This is a genomic window from Mesorhizobium terrae (assembly GCF_008727715.1).
GTDB classification, from domain to species: Bacteria; Pseudomonadota; Alphaproteobacteria; order Rhizobiales; family Rhizobiaceae; genus Mesorhizobium; species Mesorhizobium terrae.
Map to the genome: position 1 here is coordinate 2,690,811 of NZ_CP044218.1, position 17,344 is coordinate 2,708,154.

19 protein-coding genes are annotated in these 17,344 nt (G+C 64.1%); 12 read left to right on the forward strand and 7 right to left on the reverse strand.

Annotation, left to right across the window (positions count from 1 at the left end; translation table 11 throughout):
• Positions 1–7 precede the first annotated feature (7 nt).
• The 4 genes from FZF13_RS14405 (at position 8) to FZF13_RS14420 (ending at position 4,126) form a co-directional block, all read left to right on the forward strand.
• Entirely contained in the window at positions 8–304 is a 297-nt protein-coding gene (locus FZF13_RS14405) for a sarcosine oxidase subunit delta (protein ID WP_024926217.1), read from the forward strand.
• Positions 301–3,291: a sarcosine oxidase subunit alpha gene (locus tag FZF13_RS14410; protein ID WP_024927254.1), complete on the forward strand. Its 2,991-nt coding sequence runs from the start codon at positions 301–303 to the stop codon at positions 3,289–3,291. The genes FZF13_RS14405 and FZF13_RS14410 overlap by 4 nt, the downstream gene beginning before the upstream one ends.
• The gene (locus FZF13_RS14415; protein WP_024926921.1) at positions 3,284–3,856 is read left to right on the forward strand and encodes a sarcosine oxidase subunit gamma; all 573 of its coding nucleotides are present in this window, start codon (positions 3,284–3,286) and stop codon (positions 3,854–3,856) included. Before FZF13_RS14410 ends, FZF13_RS14415 begins: the two co-directional genes overlap by 8 nt.
• A 69-nt stretch (positions 3,857–3,925) precedes the next feature.
• Complete coding sequence (locus FZF13_RS14420; RefSeq protein WP_024926920.1) at positions 3,926–4,126, forward strand: hypothetical protein; 201 nt, start codon at positions 3,926–3,928, stop codon at positions 4,124–4,126.
• 142 nt (positions 4,127–4,268) lie between these two features.
• On the opposite strand, the gene FZF13_RS14425 is transcribed toward FZF13_RS14420, so the two are convergent.
• The 6 genes from FZF13_RS14425 to FZF13_RS14450 form a co-directional block, all read right to left on the reverse strand.
• Positions 4,269–4,505: a hypothetical protein gene (locus FZF13_RS14425; RefSeq protein WP_024926919.1), complete on the reverse strand. Its 237-nt coding sequence runs from the start codon at positions 4,503–4,505 to the stop codon at positions 4,269–4,271.
• A gap of 344 nt (positions 4,506–4,849) precedes the next feature.
• Positions 4,850–5,497: a TetR/AcrR family transcriptional regulator gene (locus tag FZF13_RS14430; protein ID WP_024926918.1), complete on the reverse strand. Its 648-nt coding sequence runs from the start codon at positions 5,495–5,497 to the stop codon at positions 4,850–4,852.
• Between the two features lie 100 nt (positions 5,498–5,597).
• Positions 5,598–6,374: an SDR family NAD(P)-dependent oxidoreductase gene (locus tag FZF13_RS14435; RefSeq protein ID WP_024926917.1), complete on the reverse strand. Its 777-nt coding sequence runs from the start codon at positions 6,372–6,374 to the stop codon at positions 5,598–5,600.
• A gap of 2 nt (positions 6,375–6,376) precedes the next feature.
• Complete coding sequence (locus tag FZF13_RS14440) at positions 6,377–7,408, reverse strand: phosphotransferase family protein (protein WP_024926916.1); 1,032 nt, start codon at positions 7,406–7,408, stop codon at positions 6,377–6,379.
• Complete coding sequence (locus FZF13_RS14445; RefSeq protein WP_210270980.1) at positions 7,405–7,890, reverse strand: MaoC family dehydratase; 486 nt, start codon at positions 7,888–7,890, stop codon at positions 7,405–7,407. The genes FZF13_RS14440 and FZF13_RS14445 overlap by 4 nt, the downstream gene beginning before the upstream one ends.
• 21 nt (positions 7,891–7,911) lie before the next feature.
• Positions 7,912–8,727: an SDR family oxidoreductase gene (locus FZF13_RS14450; protein WP_024926914.1), complete on the reverse strand. Its 816-nt coding sequence runs from the start codon at positions 8,725–8,727 to the stop codon at positions 7,912–7,914.
• A gap of 130 nt (positions 8,728–8,857) precedes the next feature.
• Between FZF13_RS14450 and FZF13_RS14455 the strand changes: the two genes are divergently transcribed.
• The 8 genes from FZF13_RS14455 (at position 8,858) to FZF13_RS14490 (ending at position 16,375) form a co-directional block, all read left to right on the forward strand.
• Positions 8,858–9,538 carry a TetR/AcrR family transcriptional regulator gene (locus FZF13_RS14455; RefSeq protein WP_081766981.1) on the forward strand — a complete coding sequence of 227 codons (681 nt, stop codon included), beginning with the start codon at positions 8,858–8,860 and terminating at the stop codon, positions 9,536–9,538.
• Entirely contained in the window at positions 9,538–10,779 is a 1,242-nt protein-coding gene (locus FZF13_RS14460; RefSeq protein ID WP_024926912.1) for an acyl-CoA dehydrogenase family protein, read from the forward strand. The genes FZF13_RS14455 and FZF13_RS14460 overlap by 1 nt, the downstream gene beginning before the upstream one ends.
• Before the next feature lie 40 nt (positions 10,780–10,819).
• Complete coding sequence (locus FZF13_RS14465) at positions 10,820–11,788, forward strand: NADPH:quinone oxidoreductase family protein (RefSeq protein ID WP_024926911.1); 969 nt, start codon at positions 10,820–10,822, stop codon at positions 11,786–11,788.
• Between the two features lie 25 nt (positions 11,789–11,813).
• Entirely contained in the window at positions 11,814–12,851 is a 1,038-nt protein-coding gene (locus FZF13_RS14470; RefSeq protein WP_024926910.1) for a zinc-binding dehydrogenase, read from the forward strand.
• Between the two features lie 174 nt (positions 12,852–13,025).
• Complete coding sequence (locus FZF13_RS14475; RefSeq protein ID WP_024926909.1) at positions 13,026–14,192, forward strand: glycosyltransferase family 87 protein; 1,167 nt, start codon at positions 13,026–13,028, stop codon at positions 14,190–14,192.
• Complete coding sequence (locus tag FZF13_RS14480) at positions 14,185–15,156, forward strand: glycosyltransferase family 2 protein (protein ID WP_024926908.1); 972 nt, start codon at positions 14,185–14,187, stop codon at positions 15,154–15,156. The genes FZF13_RS14475 and FZF13_RS14480 overlap by 8 nt, the downstream gene beginning before the upstream one ends.
• Positions 15,153–15,974: a ChbG/HpnK family deacetylase gene (locus FZF13_RS14485; protein ID WP_024926907.1), complete on the forward strand. Its 822-nt coding sequence runs from the start codon at positions 15,153–15,155 to the stop codon at positions 15,972–15,974. The genes FZF13_RS14480 and FZF13_RS14485 overlap by 4 nt, the downstream gene beginning before the upstream one ends.
• Positions 15,971–16,375, forward strand: coding sequence for a GtrA family protein (locus FZF13_RS14490; protein WP_024926906.1), 405 nt, complete (start codon positions 15,971–15,973; stop codon positions 16,373–16,375). Before FZF13_RS14485 ends, FZF13_RS14490 begins: the two co-directional genes overlap by 4 nt.
• Positions 16,376–16,385: 10 nt before the next feature.
• Here FZF13_RS14490 and FZF13_RS14495 read toward each other — a convergent pair whose 3' ends face one another.
• Positions 16,386–17,243, reverse strand: coding sequence for a MurR/RpiR family transcriptional regulator (locus tag FZF13_RS14495; RefSeq protein ID WP_051504803.1), 858 nt, complete (start codon positions 17,241–17,243; stop codon positions 16,386–16,388).
• Positions 17,244–17,344: the final 101 nt, after the last annotated feature.

Below are 17,344 nucleotides of genomic sequence, written 5' to 3' on the forward strand. Positions count from 1 at the left end.
ACAGACAATGCTTCTCATCCGCTGCCCCTATTGCGAGGAAGAGCGTCCGGAACTCGAATTCCGTAACGCCGGCGAAGCGCATATCGCGCGATCGTCCGACATCGCCGCCGTCAGCGACGACGATTTCGAGAAGTTCTTCTTCATCCGCTCGAACACCAAGGGCATCATCTATGAGCGCTGGCGGCATGTGTATGGCTGCGCGCGCTTCTTCAACGCGGTGCGCGACACCGTCACCGACAAGTTCGTGATGACCTACAAGGCCGGCGAGCCGAAGCCTTCGAAACTGCCCGGAGTTTCCAAATGAGCGGCGCTTTCCGCATCAGCAATGCCGGCCGCCTAACGCCGGCCAAGACCGCCCGCTTCACCTTCGACGGCAAGGCTTTCACCGGCGTCGAGGGCGATACGCTGGCCTCGGCGCTTTTGGCCAATGGCGTTCATCTAGTCGGCCGCTCGTTCAAATATCATCGCCCGCGCGGTTTCCTGTCCGCGGGCGCGGAAGAGCCGAATGCGCTGGTCGAGATCGCCCGCGACGGCGCGCGCAAGACACCCAATGTGCGCGCCACCGTGCAGGAACTCTATGACGGGCTTGTCGCCAAGTCGCAGAACCGTTGGCCGTCATTGTCCTTCGACGTCGGCGCGGTCAACAACCTTGCCTCGCCCATGTTCTCGGCCGGCTTCTACTACAAGACCTTCATGTGGCCGAAGTCGGCCTGGAAGAATTTCTACGAGCCGAATATCCGTTCCGCCGCCGGCCTCGGCGTGGCGCCGGACCAGCCGGATCCCGACCACTACGCGTCCCGCTTCGCACATTGCGACGTGCTGGTGCTGGGCGGCGGCGCGGCGGGCCTTGCCGCCGCCTTGGCTGCGGCCGAGACGGGCGCGCGGGTCATCGTTGCCGACGAACAGGCGGAATTCGGCGGTGCGCTGCGCTTCGAAAGCGGCGCGCGTATCGAAGGTCAGGCCGGCTGGGCCTGGGCCCAGGGCGCCGTCGCCCGGCTGAAGGCCATGGACAATGTGCGGGTTCTGTCGCGCACGACCGCCTTCGGCTATTACGCGCAGAATTTCGTCGGCTTGGTGGAACGCGCCGGCGACCATCTCGCCAATCCTGGTCACGACCTGCCGCGCGAGCGGCTGTGGCAGATGCGCGCCAAGCGTGTCGTGCTCGCCACCGGCGCGATCGAGCGGCACATGGTGTTCGCCGACAATGACCGTCCGGGCGTGATGCTGGCTTCCGCCGCGCGCACCTATCTCAATCACTACGGCGTTGCGGTGGGCCGTAATGTCGGCGTCTACACCGCCAACGATTCCGCCTATGCGGCGGCGATCGACCTGAAGAAGGCCGGCGTTAATGTTGCCGCCATCGTCGACCTGCGCGATAACCCGTCTGGCGCCTTGATCGACCAGGCGCGGGCGGCTGGCATCGAGATCCACGACGGCCGTGCCGTCGTGCGCGTCGGCGGCAAGCTGCGCGTTTCGTCGATGACCGTGCAGCCGAAGAATGGCGGCGGCGAGCGCGCCATCGCCATCGACGCGCTGCTGATGTCGGCGGGCTGGACACCGTCGGTGCATCTTTTCTCGCAGTCGCGCGGCAAGGTCGCCTTCAACGAGGACAAGCGTTTCGTGCCCGGCACCTATGCGCAGGATTGCGTGTCGGTCGGTGCCTGCAACGGCACCGACGGCCTGGCCGCCTCGGTGGACGAGGGTTACGCAGCCGGCGTCAAGGCCGCGAAGGAAGCGGGCGGCAAGGCCGCCAAGGCAGCGAAACCCAAGGTCGAGGTTGGAGAGACATGGTCGCGCGGCATGCTCGGCTCGGCGCCCGGCGCCGGCCCGGACACCACGGTGAAGGCCTTCGTCGACTTCCAGAACGACGTTACCGCCAAGGACATCCGCCAAGCGGTGCGCGAAGGCATGCGCTCGATCGAGCATGTCAAGCGTTTCACCACCAACGGCATGGCCACAGACCAGGGCAAGACTTCCAACATGCATGGTCTGGCGATCGCCGCCGACATGCTGGGTAAGCCGATCCCCGAGGTCGGCCTGACCACGTTCCGCGCGCCTTATACGCCGGTGACTTTCGGCGCCATCGTCAACCACGCGCGCGGGCCGCTGTTCGACCCGACACGGCGCACGCCGATGCATGGCTGGGCCGAGAAGCACGGCGCTGTGTTCGAGGATGTCGGCCAGTGGAAACGTGCCTGGTATTTCCCGCGCGCCGGCGAGGACATGCATGCCGCCGTCGACCGCGAATGCGTGACCGTGCGCAAGACCGCCGGCCTGTTCGATGCTTCGACGCTCGGCAAGATCGAAGTGGTCGGGCCGGACGCGGCGAAATTCATGGAGCTGCTCTACACCAATCCGTGGGAGAAGCTGGAGCCAGGCCGCTGCCGCTATGGCATCATGCTGCGCGAGGACGGTTTCATCTATGACGACGGTGTCGTCGGGCGCTTGGCGCCGGACCGCTTCCATGTGACGACGACCACCGGCGGTGCCGCTCGCGTCATGAACATGATGGAGGACTACCTCCAGACCGAATTCCCGCATCTCAATGTCTGGCTGACCTCGATTTCCGAGCAATGGGCGGTCATCGCGGTGCAGGGGCCGAAGTCGCGCGACATCATCGCTCCGCTGGTCGAAGGCATCGATATGTCGGACGAGGCGCTGCCGCATATGTCGGTGCGCGAAGGCAAGATCTGCGGCGTGCCGACCCGGCTGTTCCGTATGTCGTTCACCGGCGACCGCGGCTTCGAGGTCAACGTGCCGGCCGATTACGGCCAGGCGGTTTGGGAAGCGTTGTGGGCCGAAGGCCAGAAGCACGGCGCCTCGGCCTATGGCACCGAGGCCATGCATGTGCTGCGCGCCGAGAAGGGTTACATCATCGTCGGCCAGGACACCGACGGGACCGTGACGCCGAACGACGCCGGCCTCGACTGGGCGGTCGGCAAGAAGAAGGCCGATTTCGTCGGCATTCGCGGTATGATGCGGCCAGACCTCGTTGCCAAGGGCCGCAAGCAGCTTGTCGGCCTCAAGACCAAGGATCCGAAAGTGGTTTTGGAAGAGGGCGCGCAGATCGTCGACAATCCGAACCAGCCTGTGCCGATGAAGATGCTGGGTCACGTCACCTCGAGCTACTGGTCGCAGAATTGCGGACGCTCGATCGCACTGGCGCTTGTCGCCGGCGGGCGCGATCGCATGGGCGAAACGCTCTATGTGCCGATGCCCGACCGTGTGATTGAAGTCGAAGTCACCGGTATGGTGTTCTTCGACGAGAAGGGGGAACGCCTCAATGGCTAAGGCTGCCCAGAAAACCACAACCGCTCTGGCCGAACGGCATCCGGCACTTGCCGGCCGCAATGCCTCGGCGGCCCACGTCACGCTGACTGCGCTGGAGCCGGCCGAACGCATCTCGCTGCGCGCGCCGGAAGCCTCGCTGGCGGCGCTGTCCAAGGCGCTCGGGCTGACATTGCCGAAGAAGCCAAAGACCTCTGCCGCCAAGGATGGCCGCTTCGCGCTGTGGCTCGGGCCGGACGAATGGCTGGTCATCGACGAGACCGGGGCTGATCCGCTGGCCGATTGCGCCAAGGTCAAGCAGTTGCATTCCGCGGTCGGCGTCTCGCACCGCAATGTGGCGATCGCGGTCGCCGGTCCGGGCGCCGAGGCGACGCTGAACGCCGGCTGCCCACAGGACCTGTCGCTCGCTGCATTCCCGGTCGGCGCATGTTCCCGTACCATCCTCGGCAAGGTCGAGATCGTGCTTTACCGCACGGCCGAAGAAACCTTCCGCGTCGAGTGCTGGCGCTCCTTCTCGGATTATGTTTTCACTTTCCTGTCCGAGGCAGCACGCGACGCGGCAGCATAGGAACCATTGCCGGGCGGCGCCGTTCTGTCCCCAGAGCCCGTCATGGGCTTTGGATAGAGGGAGTTGCCCATGGCCGATCCGTCGAAATCCGCAACATCCGGGAAGCCGAAGAAGACGGCGGCGGTGCGCTCGTTCGAGAAACGTCGGCGCAGCGAGCCCAACCGCGAGGAAAAACTCGAGGAGGGGTTGGAGGATACGTTTCCGGCCAGCGATCCCATCTCGGTGATATCGACGTCGATCTCGGGCGCGCCGAGGCGCAAGAAGACATAGCACCTGATGACGCCATGGTTGGCGCAAGGCTGCGGCGGTCGTCAACGGCGCGTGCCTACGGTTTTCGACATGCAAAAAGGGCGGCTGGTTTAATCAGCCGCCCTTTTTGTTTGCCGTTCTCAACCAGACGGTTGGGGGAACCTTACTGGGAGATCGGCATGACCCACGGGCTGACGTCGATGCCGAGGCGCGGGCCGGCGGTGCCAGCCTTCGAGCCTGCCTTGTCGACCGAGCCGGTGGTGGCATAGTCGAGCTTGCCCTTCACGGTGGTTTCGGCGTGGGTGGCGGGAGCCTTGATCTGCTTGGTGGTGGCCTGGCCAGCGAAGGCGGTACCCGACAGGGCAACGAGGGTGGCGAGGGCAAGAGCTGTCGTTTTCATCGACTTTCTCCGGTTCAATATCTGAATTTCTATTTCCGTACATGTACGTTGCATCGTCCATGTATGCCCCTCTCAGCGGGATTTCAATGAAAAATCGTACGCGTACGGAAAATTTTTTGGACGCGACTTCTGGCGCGAACCAACCTTGCCGGCTTGCCTGGCTTCAACACATTGAAAGGGCTGGGTAAAAAATGGCGCTCGTCAAAATCGTGTCGGCGGGCTCGGTTTGTCGCAGGGCGGCAATTTCCGGCGACTAACGCCGATGCGTCAAAAAACAGACGCGGAAACGGGCAGTTTGCGGATTTCTCCGGCAGCCGGCTTGGCGTTGCTGCCTGCTTCCTGTCTCAGCAGGGCTTGGCCGGCTGGTCGCTTAACGCTTTGACTTCATCGCTGCTCAGTGCGGCGAGACTGAAGTCGCACATGCGCTTCACGAATGCCTGATGGTCGCCAAACGGGTAGAAGGGGTGGGTCACCAGCAGCGAGATGGTGCCGTGGCCGACAGCCCAAAGCATGGTTGCGATGGCATGCGGGTCGCCCTTCAGCCGGCCAGCAGCAACGCAGGCCTCGACACGGCTGATCAGCACGGCCATCGCCGGATTGTTGTTCTCCATTTCCTCGAATGTACGGCCGGCCGGCGGCTTCACCTTCTCGGTCATGAAGACGGTGCGGTATTCGTTGGGGTTGCCGAGGCCAAAGGCGGCATATTCGGTCATCACCGCGCGCAGCGCATCCATCGGATCGTCGGGCGCGTTCTGCTCGATGCGCTTGGCCAGCGTCTGGAAAGCGTCTTCGGCGAGCGCGAACAGGATGTCCTGCTTGTCAGCGAAATAGGAATAGACCGACATCGGCGCATAGCCGACCATCTTGGCCAGCTTGCGGATGGTCAGGCCTTCATAGCCTTCTTGCTGCACCAGCTTATGGGCTGCGGCCACAAGTTCGGATCGCAAGGTCGCTTTTTGTTGTTCGCGACGTGTTTGCGCAGTTTGCGGCAATCCTGTTGCCTTTCTCGCTCCCATTTCCCCTCTTTTTCAGTATATACTCAGTACGGTCATCCGCAAGTTATCGTTGGGGAATTACCGGCCGGGGTCTTTCTCAAATCGCGCCGACGCCACCGTCGACGGCGAGCGTGTGGCCCGTCATAAAGGTATTTTTGGGATCGGCCGCGAACAGCATCGCTTCGACGATCTCCGGGACTTCGCCCACCCGCTTCATCGGTACGCCGCGTGTCAGTTCCGACAGCGCCAGATCCTGCGGGGCGCCTGAGATCTTGACGAAATCGTCGACCATCTTCGTGCGGGTGTGGGCCGGGCAGATCGCGTTCACACGCACGCCTTTGGTGGCATATTCCGCCGCTGCCGATTTGGTCAGGCCGACCACGCCGTGTTTGGCTGCGGCATAGACGGACAGTTTCGGCGCACCGACCAGTCCGGCTACTGAGGCGATGTTGACGACCGTGCCACCCTTGCCGCGAGCCTTGAATTGCCGTTCCATCTGCGGCAGCTGATGTTTCATCGCGTAGAAGACGCCGAGCAGGTCGATCTCGAGGATGCGGCGCGCCTCGTCGGAGGGAACCTGCGGCAGGCGCACGAAGCTCTGGGCGATGCCGGCATTGTTGACGGCGATGTCCAGCCGGCCGAAGCGGTCGACGGCCAGTTTCACCAGCGCTTCGGAAAGGTCTTCGTCGGCAATATTGCCGGCAAGCGTGGCCGTCTCCGTGCCGAGCGTCGCGGCAAAGCGTTCCAGCGCGGCCCTATCGATATCAGACAGGATCAGCTTGGCGCCCTCGGCCGCGAAGCCTTTGGCTGCCCCCTGGCCAAGCCCACCGGTGGCGCCGGTGATCAGCACGGCAGCACCATCGAAACGGCCCATGATCACTTCTCTCCTTCGATCAGTCGCGCTGCCAGATGCGTCAGCAGTTTCACGGCGTCGGCATAGACCTTGGCCTTGGCAGGATTGGAGGCATTGCCGTCCAGCGCGCGCTTGTAGACACCCTGACAGATCGCCGCGAGCCGGAAGAAGGAGAAGGCAAGCAGGAAGGTCCAGTTGGCGATGCCGCCGAGTCCGCGCCGACGGCAATAGGCGGCGACATAGTCTTCTTCCGAAGGCAGGCCGACTGCCGCGCGGTCGATGCCGCCAAGGCCTTTGAAGCCGGACTGGTGCGGCAGGCGCCATTGCATGCACTGATAGGCGATGTCGGCGAAGGGGTGGCCGAGCGTCGACAGCTCCCAGTCGAGCAGCGCAATCACCTCAGCCTGGTCCTTGGCGAAGATCATATTGTCCAGCCGGTAGTCGCCATGCACAAGCGAGAGCCGGCCGTCATCGGCGGGCTGGTTCGCCTCCAGCCAGGCGATCAGCGCGTCCATCTCGCCATTGGTTTCGGTTTCGGAAGCGCGGTACTGGCTGGTCCAGCGTGCGAGCTGGCGCTCGAAATAGTTGCCGGGCCGGCCGTAATCGCCGAGGCCGACGGCCTCGACGTCGACATCGTGCAGGATTGCCAGTGTCGCGTTCATCGCGTCGTAGACCGCCGCTCGCTCACTGCTGGATGCTTCCGGCAAAGCCGGGTCCCAGAAGATGCGTCCGTCGACGAAGGCCATCAGATAGAACATGCGCCCGATCGGCGAATTCTCGTCCGAGAGATGCAACATCTGCGGCACCGGCACGCCGGTCCCGGCAAGGGCCTTCATGACGCGGAATTCGCGGTCGACCTGATGCGCCGATTTCAGCAACTGTCCCGGCGGCTTGGCGCGCAGCACGTAGCGGCCGCTTTTCGCGGTCAACAGATAGGTCGGGTTGGACTGGCCGGACTTGAACTTCTCGATCGCTCCCAGCCCTGAAAAGCCTGGAACTTCGCGCTCCAGATAAGGAGCCAGAAGGGCGGGATCGAGCGTGTTCGGATCGGTCATGCGTCCTGCGTTTCGGGTTCCACGAAGGTGAGTGTCAGCCAGCGCGCGGTCAATGCCGGCTTCAGCGAGCCTTCGATCTCGATGGTGACGTCATGGGAGGCCTGCACCCAGCCCGACGGGCGCGCCTTCACTTCGGCCAGCACGAAGCGGGTGCGGATGCGCGCGCCGGTCTTGACCGGGGCCAGGAAGCGGAGCTCGTCGAAGCCATGGTTGACGCCCATCTTGCCTTTGGCCAGCGGGGGCAAGGTCTCGAATGTCATCGCCGACAGCAGCGACAGGGTGAGGAAGCCGTGCGCGATGGTGCCGCCGAAGGGGGCTTCGGCCGCGGCCCGCGCGGGATCGCAATGGATGAACTGATGGTCGTCGGTGGCGTCGGCGAACTGGTCGATCATCGTCTGGGTGACGACGCGCCAGGGCGAAAGGCCGACTTCCTTGCCGACGCTGGCGAGCAATGTTTCGAGACTGATGGGTTGCACGGGCATCTCCTGGTGGCGGCGCGGCCGTCATTCCTTGAATAGGGTCAGGCCGTGCTGCACCGATTGTCCGCCATCGATCGGCAGGATCGCGCCGGTGACATAGCTGCCAGCCCGGCTGCACAAATAGAGCGTGGCGCCGCCAATGTCATCCGGCTCGCCGATGCGACCGATGGGAACATGGCCACCGACATGTTTCGCCTTCTCCTCGGTGCCGGTGGCGAACGCCGTCATGCGGCTCTGGAAGGGGCCTGGCGCAAAGGCGTTGACGGTGATGCGCCGCGCCGCCAGCTCGATAGCCAGCGTGCGGGTGAGGTGGTGAACGGCGGCCTTGGAGGCGGTGTAGGAATAGGCGTCATCGGCCAGCGGTTGCGTGCCCATCACCGAGCCCAGATTGATGACGCGCGCCGGATCGGCATCGGAGGCGGCCTTCTCAAGCAGCGGCAGCAGGTCGCGTGTCAGCTGGAACACCGCCGTCACGTTGACGCCGAACACCTTGGCCCAGGCATGATACGGGAAGGTCTCCAGCGGTGCGCCCCAGGAAATGCCGGCATTGTTGATCAATATGTGCAGCCGATCGGTGCGTGCCTTGACCGCTTCGACAAGGGCGGCAATACCGGCTTCGGAGGAGACATCGCCGGCAAAACCCTCTGCTTTGCCGAGTGCGCCAACTGCATTCAGCTCATCGGCGACCTTGGTGCAATCTTCGCCCTTGCGCGAGGCGATCATGACGGTGGCGCCGGCGCGAACGAGCGCGGTGGCGGCCATGCGGCCAATGCCGGTGGCGGCGCCGGTGACCAGGGCGATCTTGCCGGTTACCGAGAACATGTCGTCGAGGTAGCTCATCGGCCCTCCCTACAATCAGTCCGCTCGTCGCCGATGCTTCTATGAGTATCGAAAATCGGCATTCGGATTGACAACATACCGAGTAGTATGTTGAACTTCGCATGTTGTAAAGCCGGCAAATCGAGGGGCAATGGCAGCGAGACCGCACTTGGCGGAGCGGGAAGAGGAGGCCGGAGCCGTCGGTGGCACCATCGCCGCCGACGGCTCCCGCGCCGCGATCCTCGACGCTGCTGCCGCCTGTTTCATGGCGCGGGGCTATGCTGCCAGCTCCATCGACGATGTCGCCCGCAGCCTCGGCTCGACCAAGGGCCGCATCTATCATCACTATCCATCCAAGGGCGATCTGTTCGCGGACGTGTTTCGCACCGGCATGGCGATGAACTATGCCGCGATCGAGCCGGCGCGCCGCCTTGCCGGCACGGCGGTGGAACAATGGCGGCATATGGCGACGATCCATACGCGCCAGATGATCGTGACACGCAGCTATCAGCGCGTGGTGTGGGAAGGCGTCGAGCTTTATCTGCGCGGTGCGACCACGCCGGAGCAACGCGAGGAATTCGCGCGGCTGATGCAGGTTCGCAACGACTATGGCGCGATCTTCCGGCAGGTGATCGTGGCGGCGCGCCAGGCGGGCGCCATGCGCTTCGACGATCCCGGCATCACCGAACAGCTCATGTTCGTGTCGCTCAATTCTCCGCTGTTCTGGTACACGCCGCGCCCCGGCGAAACCAAGGATGACATCGAGGCGATCGTGGCGCAGGTCGTCCATTTCACCGCGCGTGGACTGGGCGTCGGGGAAGGGAACCTGTGATGGCCGACATGAATCTCGGCATGACCGAAAAGCTGAAGCCGATCCACGCCCAGGTCGCTGCCATGGTGCGCGACGAGGTGATGCCGCTCGACGAGGAGTTCCTGGCGGAGGTCGGCAAGGCCGGTGACCGCTGGGCCTATTCGAAACGTCAGACCGAAATCCTCGAAGGGCTCAAGGCCAAGGCGCGTGAGCGCGGCCTGTGGAACTTCTGGTTGACCGGCTCCGATCGCGGCTACGGGCTGACCACGGTCGAATATGCCTATCTGGCCGAGGAGATGGGCAAGGCGCATCTGGGTGCGGAGACCTTCAACTGCTCGGCGCCCGACACCGGCAACATGGAGGTGCTGGAACGCTACGGTTCGGCCGAACACAAGAAGGCGTGGCTGGGTCCCTTGCTCGAAGGCAAAATTCGCTCGGCCTATCTGATGACCGAGCCGGATGTGGCCTCCTCGGACGCGACCAACATTTCCATGCGTTGCGGGCGCGACGGCGGCGACTATGTGCTGAATGGCGAGAAATGGTGGGCTTCCGGCGCCGGCGATCCGCGCTGCGCGATCTATATCGTCATGGTGAAAACCGGCGGCGCCGGCGAGCCGAAGCACAAGCAGCACTCGATGATCCTGGTGCCGGCGGATACGAAAGGCGTCACCAAAATTCGCGCCATGCAGGTCTATGGCGATGACGATGCGCCGCATGGGCATATGCATCTGCGCTTCGACAATGTCCGCGTGCCGGCCACGAACATGATCTTGGGCGAGGGCAGGGGCTTCGAGATCGCGCAGGGCCGGCTTGGCCCCGGCCGCATCCATCACTGCATGCGCGCCATCGGTCAGGCCGAGATGGCGCTGGAATTGCTGTCGCGCCGCTCGGTGCGGCGTGAAGCGTTCGGCCAGCCGCTGGCCAGGCTCGGCGCCAATTTCGACATCATCGCCGAGTGCCGCATGGAGATCGAGATGGCCAGGCTGCTCTGCCTCAAGGCAGCCTGGATGATCGACCGGGGCGACGCGCGCGCGGCAGCTCCATGGATCAGCCAGATCAAGGTTGTGGCGCCGCGCGTGGCGCTGAAGGTGGTCGACGAGGCCGTGCAGATGCACGGCGCGCAAGGCATCAGCCAGGATACGCCGCTGGCGCGAGCCTGGACGCACCTGCGCACGCTGAGACTCGCCGATGGGCCCGACGCGGTGCATCGCCGCCAGGTGGCGCGCGAGGAACTGAAGAAATACACGCAGGAAAAGCTGTAAGGTCCGTTCAGGGCAAAATGCTCGATCCGGGAGGAGAGACATGAAAGCCGTCATCGCTCGTGCCTTCGCGCCGCTCGATCAGCTCGCCTATGGCGATTGGCCGGAGCCGGAAGCGAAAGGCGATGGCGTGGTGATCGCCGCCGAGGCGATCGGCGTCAACTATCCCGATGGCCTGCTGGTCCAGGGCCTCTATCAGATGAAGCCTCCGGTGCCGTTCGTGCCGGGCATGGAAGTGGCCGGGCGGGTGATCGCGGCCGGTTCGAAAGTGCAAAGCATCAAAGTCGGCGACCGGGTCGCCGCGCTGACCGTCATCGGCGGCTATGCGGAGAAGGTCGCGTTTCCCGAGACGATGGCGATGAAGCTGCCGGATGCGATGAGCGCGGCGGACGCCTGTGCGCTGATTTGCGGCTATGGCACATCCCATCATGCGCTCAAGCAGCGCGGCCAGCTCGAACAAGGCGAAACGCTGTGCGTTCTGGGTGCGGCCGGTGCCACCGGCGTTGCCGCCGTGCAGATCGGCAAGGCGATGGGCGCCAAGGTCATCGGTGTCGCCTCGTCGCCGCAAAAGCAGCGCATCGCCGCCGAGGCCGGCGCCGACATCGTGCTCGGCTACGACAATTTGAAGGACGCGCTCAAGGAAATCACCGGCGGCAAGGGCGTCGATGTCGGCTTCGATCCGGTTGGCGGCGATGCCTTCGAGGCACTGGCGCGCGCCATGGGCTGGAACGGACGGCTGCTCGTCATCGGCTTCGCGTCGGGCACCATCCCGAAACTGGCGGTCAACCTGACACTGGTGAAAGGTTTCTCCGTCGTCGGTGTTTATTGGGGCGATTTCACCGTTCGCGAGCCGCAGACCTATGCCGGCAACATGCGCGAACTGGTCGATTGGTATCTCGCCGGAAAGGTCAAGCCGGTAATCGAGGGCGTCTACCCGCTGGCCGATGCGGCCAGCGTTCTGAAACGCGTGCTGGGGCGCGGCGCGTCCGGCAAGTTGATCCTCAAACCCTAACCACCCCTGGGCAAGGAGCATTGCGATGACCATTGCATCCGAAATGAAGGCGCTACTCCTGGTCGGCGACGGCTACGCCCGACAGCCGAGCGGAAGCGCACTGGAAGCCATGGAGCCTTATGTGCGTCCGGGCGTGATCGGCGTGCCGGTGCCTGAAGCAACGCAGGTGCTCATCAAGGTGAGCCTGGCTTCGATCAACCCGTCCGACGTGATGTTCGTGAAGGGCCTCTATGGCCAACCGCGCGTGCAGGGGCAGCCGGCCGGCTTCGAAGGGGTTGGCACGGTGGTCGCCGCCGGCGACGATGCCTATGCGCAGAGCCTTGTTGGCAAGCGCATTGCCTTCGCCACGGGCCTGACCAATTGGGGCGCCTGGGCCGACTATGCTCTGGCCGAGGCGCTCGCCTGCATTCCGCTGATCGATGCGGTCCGCGACGAGGATGCGGCCGCGATGATCGTCAACCCGCTGACCGCCATTGCCATGTACGGCATCGTCAAGGACGAGGGGCACAAGGCCTTCGTGATGACAGCCGGCGCCAGCCAACTCTGCAAACTGATCATCGGCCTGGCCAAGGAGGACGGCTATCATCCGATCGTGACCGTGCGTCGCGACGACCAGATCCCGCTGCTGAAGGAACTGGGGGCCGCCCATGTGCTCAACGAGAAGGCGCCGGATTTCGTGCAGACGCTGCGCGAGGTGATGAAGGTCGAACAGCCTCGCATCTTTCTCGACGCGGTCACCGGTCCGCTGGCTTCGCTGGTGTTCGACGCCATGCCCAAGCGCTCGCGCTGGATCATCTATGGCCGGCTCGACCCGTCTGACACGATGATCCGCGAGCCCGGCCAGCTCATCTTCCAGCAGAAGCATGTCGAGGGTTTCTGGCTGACCGACTGGATGCGTCGCAACAAGGATCGCCGCGGCCCGGCGGCGCTTGAGGCGCAGAGGCGCTTTGCCGACGGCCGCTGGTCCACTGACGTCACGGCGGTGGTGCCGCTGGCCGAGGCGATGGCGCGCCTACCCGAAGAACTGGCCAAACCCAACGGCAAGGTCTTCATCCGGCCCTGATCGCAATTCCCGCGCAATGTTGGGCCCATAGACACCGGACCCGAAAAGACGCTCGTCGTGGAGCGTTCCCGGTTCGCGGGCTGTACCGAACAGCCTTGGCCATGATATGCCCGCGCCCTGATAAAAGGCGGCTCAGGTTCATCGGAAGCCGCCGGCATTGGGCAATGTTGGGCAATGGCAAAATCTAGACAGGCTTGGGATTGGGGCGGCCTGGCACTTTGGCTTGGCGGGTTCGCGGCGATCCTTATTATATCCGGCATGGCGCCAGACCATCGGTCCGTGATGCGCAGCTACCGCACGGCCAGCGAGTTGTTCCTCGACGGCAAGCCGCTCTACAATCTCGATATCGCCATGGGCTATCTCTATTCACCGGCCTTCGCGGTGCTCTATGTGCCGTTCACGAAGCTTGGCCCCGTGGTCGGCGACGGCTTGTGGCGGATAGTTGGCTTTGCTGTTCTGACCTATGCCGCGTGGCGGCAGGTCCGCACGATCGATCCGGCCAACCGGCTCTGGATGTTGTCCTATGCACTTTTCCTGGCGGTGCCGATCACGGCCGGAGCCTTGCGCAACGGCCAGGCGACCATCCTGCTCGCGGGTGCCTGCTGGCTGCTGGTTCTGTCGGCGCTCGAAGGCCGACGTGTCGAAACCTTCCTGTGGGCGACGGTGGCAGTGATTGCCAAGCCGACCGCCATCATCGTTTTGCTCCTTGTCGGAGCGCTGCGGCTGCGGCTGATCCCGGTGCTGTTAGCGTTGCTGCTTTTTGTGCTGGCTATCCCCTACGCCTTTGCCCCGGCTGACTATGTCACCCAGCTTTATCGTGATTTCGCCACGCTGATGACCTCGATGTCGGTCGACAAGGCCGTCGTTTTCGAAACGGCCGATTTCACCGCGCCGTTCACCGCCTTAGGCATGCCGATCTCCAGCGAGGCAGCGACACTGGTGCGGATTGCCGTGGCGCTGCCGACGCTCGGGCTGGTGCTGTGGTACGATCGCAATCTCGACCGGCGCCTGGCGGGCCTCGCCATTTTCCTGACCGCCGCGTTCTACATGAGCCTGCTCAACCCGCGCGTCGAGTATAACACCTTCGCCGTGTTAGCGATGCCGGCTGGCATGGCACTGGCGGTGATGTGGGACAATGAGGAGGGTGGCATTCTGCCCTCCGTGCTCGCCATCGCCTTGTTCGCGACGGGGCTGACGGGCATCAATTCGCATCTTCACGAGGCCCTGCGGCTCTGGTTCCGGCCCATCGCCATGACCGTGATCGTCCTGCCGGTATTGTGGTGGTTCTGGTCGGTTGCGCATGGCAGGTTCAAACGGATCGGAGCACAAGCGCATGCCTGAGCGCCAGCCCACGCTCGACATTGTCACGCCGTTCTGGAACGAGGCGGCCTCGGCGGAAGGTTTCGCCCGGCTTTTGTTGGAACTGGAGACCGAGGTTTCCCGTCGCTTCGGTTTCGCCACGCGCAAGATCCTGATCGATGACGGCAGCGTCGACGACAGCGCCGCGCGCTTTGCCGAGGCACTGGGCGGCGAATGGGAAATCGTCCGGCTCAGCCGCAATTTCGGCAAGGAAGTGGCCGTGCTGGCCGGTCTCGACAGGACATGCGGCGACATGGTTTTGATCATGGATGCCGACCTGCAGCACTCGCTGGAGGTGAGCCTGAAGTTGATCGGCGAACTGGTCGAGAACCCGGACGTCGACGTGGTCTATGCCCGCACCAATCGCGAAGGTGCGAGCTGGAAGCGCAGCCAGTCGGCCAAGCTGTTCTACAGTCTGATCAATTCGAGCCAGCGCTTCGATATTCCTGAAAATGCCGGCGACTTCCGCGTCATGCGCGGGACGGTGGCGCGCGCGTTGACTAAGCTTCGCGACAAGCGGCGTTTCAACAAGGGGCTCTATGCCTGGGCGGGGTTCCGGCACAAGGCGGTGACCTACACGCCGGGGCAGCGCGTCAGCGGCACGAGCAAATGGAGCCGGCTCAACCTGTTGGCCTTTTCGATGGAAGGCTTTGCCTCCTTCTCGGTGCTGCCGCTGCGCATCCTCAGCCTGTCGGGTCTTGCGGTTGCGCTGGCTGGCGGCATCTACGGCCTCAAGGTCTTCTTTGAAGTGTTTTTCTACGGCATCGCCGTGCCCGGTTATCCTTCCCTGCTTGTCGCCATTGTCGTGCTCGGCGGTTTCAACCTCGCCCTGCTCGGCCTGATCGGCGAATATGTCTGGGTGGCGCTCAGCGAGAGCAAGGACCGTCCTGTCTACATCGTGCGCGATATCGTCAGCGGCGCGGGTGAGCAGAAGCCGGACGCATGACCCGCTCTATCCGCCTGATCGCCGACGACTACGGCCTATCGCCCGGCGTGTCGGACGCGATCCTTGACCTGATCGGGCGCGGACGATTGACCGGTACGAGCTGCATGACCGGCTTCCCGGAATGGGAACAGGCCGCCGAAAGGATCAAGCCGTTCGTCGGCCGTGCCGCGATCGGCCTGCATCTCACGCTGACCGACCAGCCGGCGCTGACGGCGCCTTCGGGCCTTGCGCCGCAAGGGCAATTGCCCTCACTCGGCGAACTGGCGTCGCCGCTCAAGCGTCGGCGCTTCGGCACCATCGACATCCACACTGAGCTCGACGCGCAGCATCGTCGTTTCGTCGAGGCGCTCGGCCGTGAGCCCGATTCCATCGACGGACATCAACATGTGCATTTCCTGCCTGTGGTGCGGGATTGGCTGAAGATGCGTTTCGCCGGCTCTCAAAGGCCGATGTTGCGCGGCGCGCCCGTTTTGTCGCGGGGCGTCGGCGTGACGGCACTCAAGGTGGCCACCATCGCGGCGCTGGCGCGCGGGTTCGACCGATCGATGCAAGCAGCCGGATTTTCCGCGATGAAGCCGCTCGCAGGCATCTATGACTGGCGCCGGCCGTCGGATTTCGCGCCGACCGTGCGCCGCGCTGTCGAAGGTTTGCCGGAAGGGGGCGTGTTCATGTGCCATCCGGGCCATGTCGATGCCATTCTGGCCACACGCGACCCGATGCAGGCGGTGCGGCGGGCCGAATACGACTTCCTGGCTTCGGAAGAATTCGGCACCATGCTTGACGCAGCTGGCGTCAGCATCCAAGGCGGCACTCGATGAGCGACGATCCTGGCCGCACGCTTGGCAGCAAGATGGGGCGCTTCGCCGTGGTCGGCGTGGCGAATACGGTCATCGACCTCGCAGCCTTCTCTGCCCTGCTGTGGGTTGCCGTGCCGCCGCTGGCCGCCAATGTCGGGGCCTGGCTCGTTGCCGTCGCTTTCTCCTTCACGGCCAACCGCTTCTGGTCGTTCGAACGCGACCGTTCGATCCCGCTTGGCCGTTCGGTTTTCCGTTTTGTCTCGCTGGGCGCATTGATCTCGCTCGGCGTGTCCAGCTTGTTCATCGCCGCACTCGCCGGCTGGACCGGTGTGTGGCCGGCCAAGATTGCCGGCATCGTGGTCGCTGCCGTCCTTAACTTCCTGGCGGCGCGCTGGTCGATCGAAGGGCGGTTGGTCCGGTGAGGGGTTGGCGCTAGCGCAGCCCTTCCATTTCGCGGATGCGCCTGGCGCTTTCCGGTTCCATCTGGCGGGTAACGGCGCCGATCAGTGTTTCGGCCACCACGAACAGCGCCGCCGACGAATCCCAGGGCGAGGGGACTGCTGTGCGCCCGGCAATCACATGGCGGGCGAAACGCGCGATGGGCGACAGCCACTGGTCGGTGAAAAGCACGATCTGCACGCCGCGCTGATGCGCCTTCTCGGCGAAGCGGATGAGGCTGTCCTGGTAGCGGCGGATGTCGAAGATGACCAGTACGTCGCGCTTGCCCATGTCGATCAGCCGGTCGCGCCACATGCTTTCCTGGCCGACGAGGTGGAAGACGTTGGGACGGATGATGGCGAGGTGGGCGGCCATGTAGCGCGCCAGCGGGTCGGTGAAACGGCCGCCGATCAGGAACATGTGGCCGCGGTGGTCGGCCATCTTCTCGGCGATCTCGTTCAATTGCCGGTCCGAGAGGTGGCGGAATGTCTCGCGCAGATTGTCGAGCGTCGCCTCGATCATCGGCGAGGCGGCATCGCTGCGGCTCGGCGCCGTGGCGGCGCGCGAGGCCGGCGACTGCAATTGCGCGGCGAGTTCGTCCTGCAGCGCCGACTGGAATTCCGGGTAGTTCTGGAAGCCGAGGCGGGCGACGAAACGCAGGATGGTGGGAGACGAAACGCCCGCCTGCTGGGAGAAGTCGGCCACGGTCTTCAAGCCGATCACCGGGTAGTTGGCGACCAGCGTTTGCGCCGCCCTGCGCTCGCCCGCTGGCATCGCGTCGATGCGGTCGGCGATCAGTTCGGCGATGGAAGTGGTTGTCGTCTGCGTTTCCAACCCGGCACCCCCAAGCATTTCGGAAAAGGCGTTTGACAAAGTTCGGCAAACTGTATGAAATCATCCATGGGAGCGCAATGACACAAAATACGTAACATACGATACGCTCCCAGGGGACG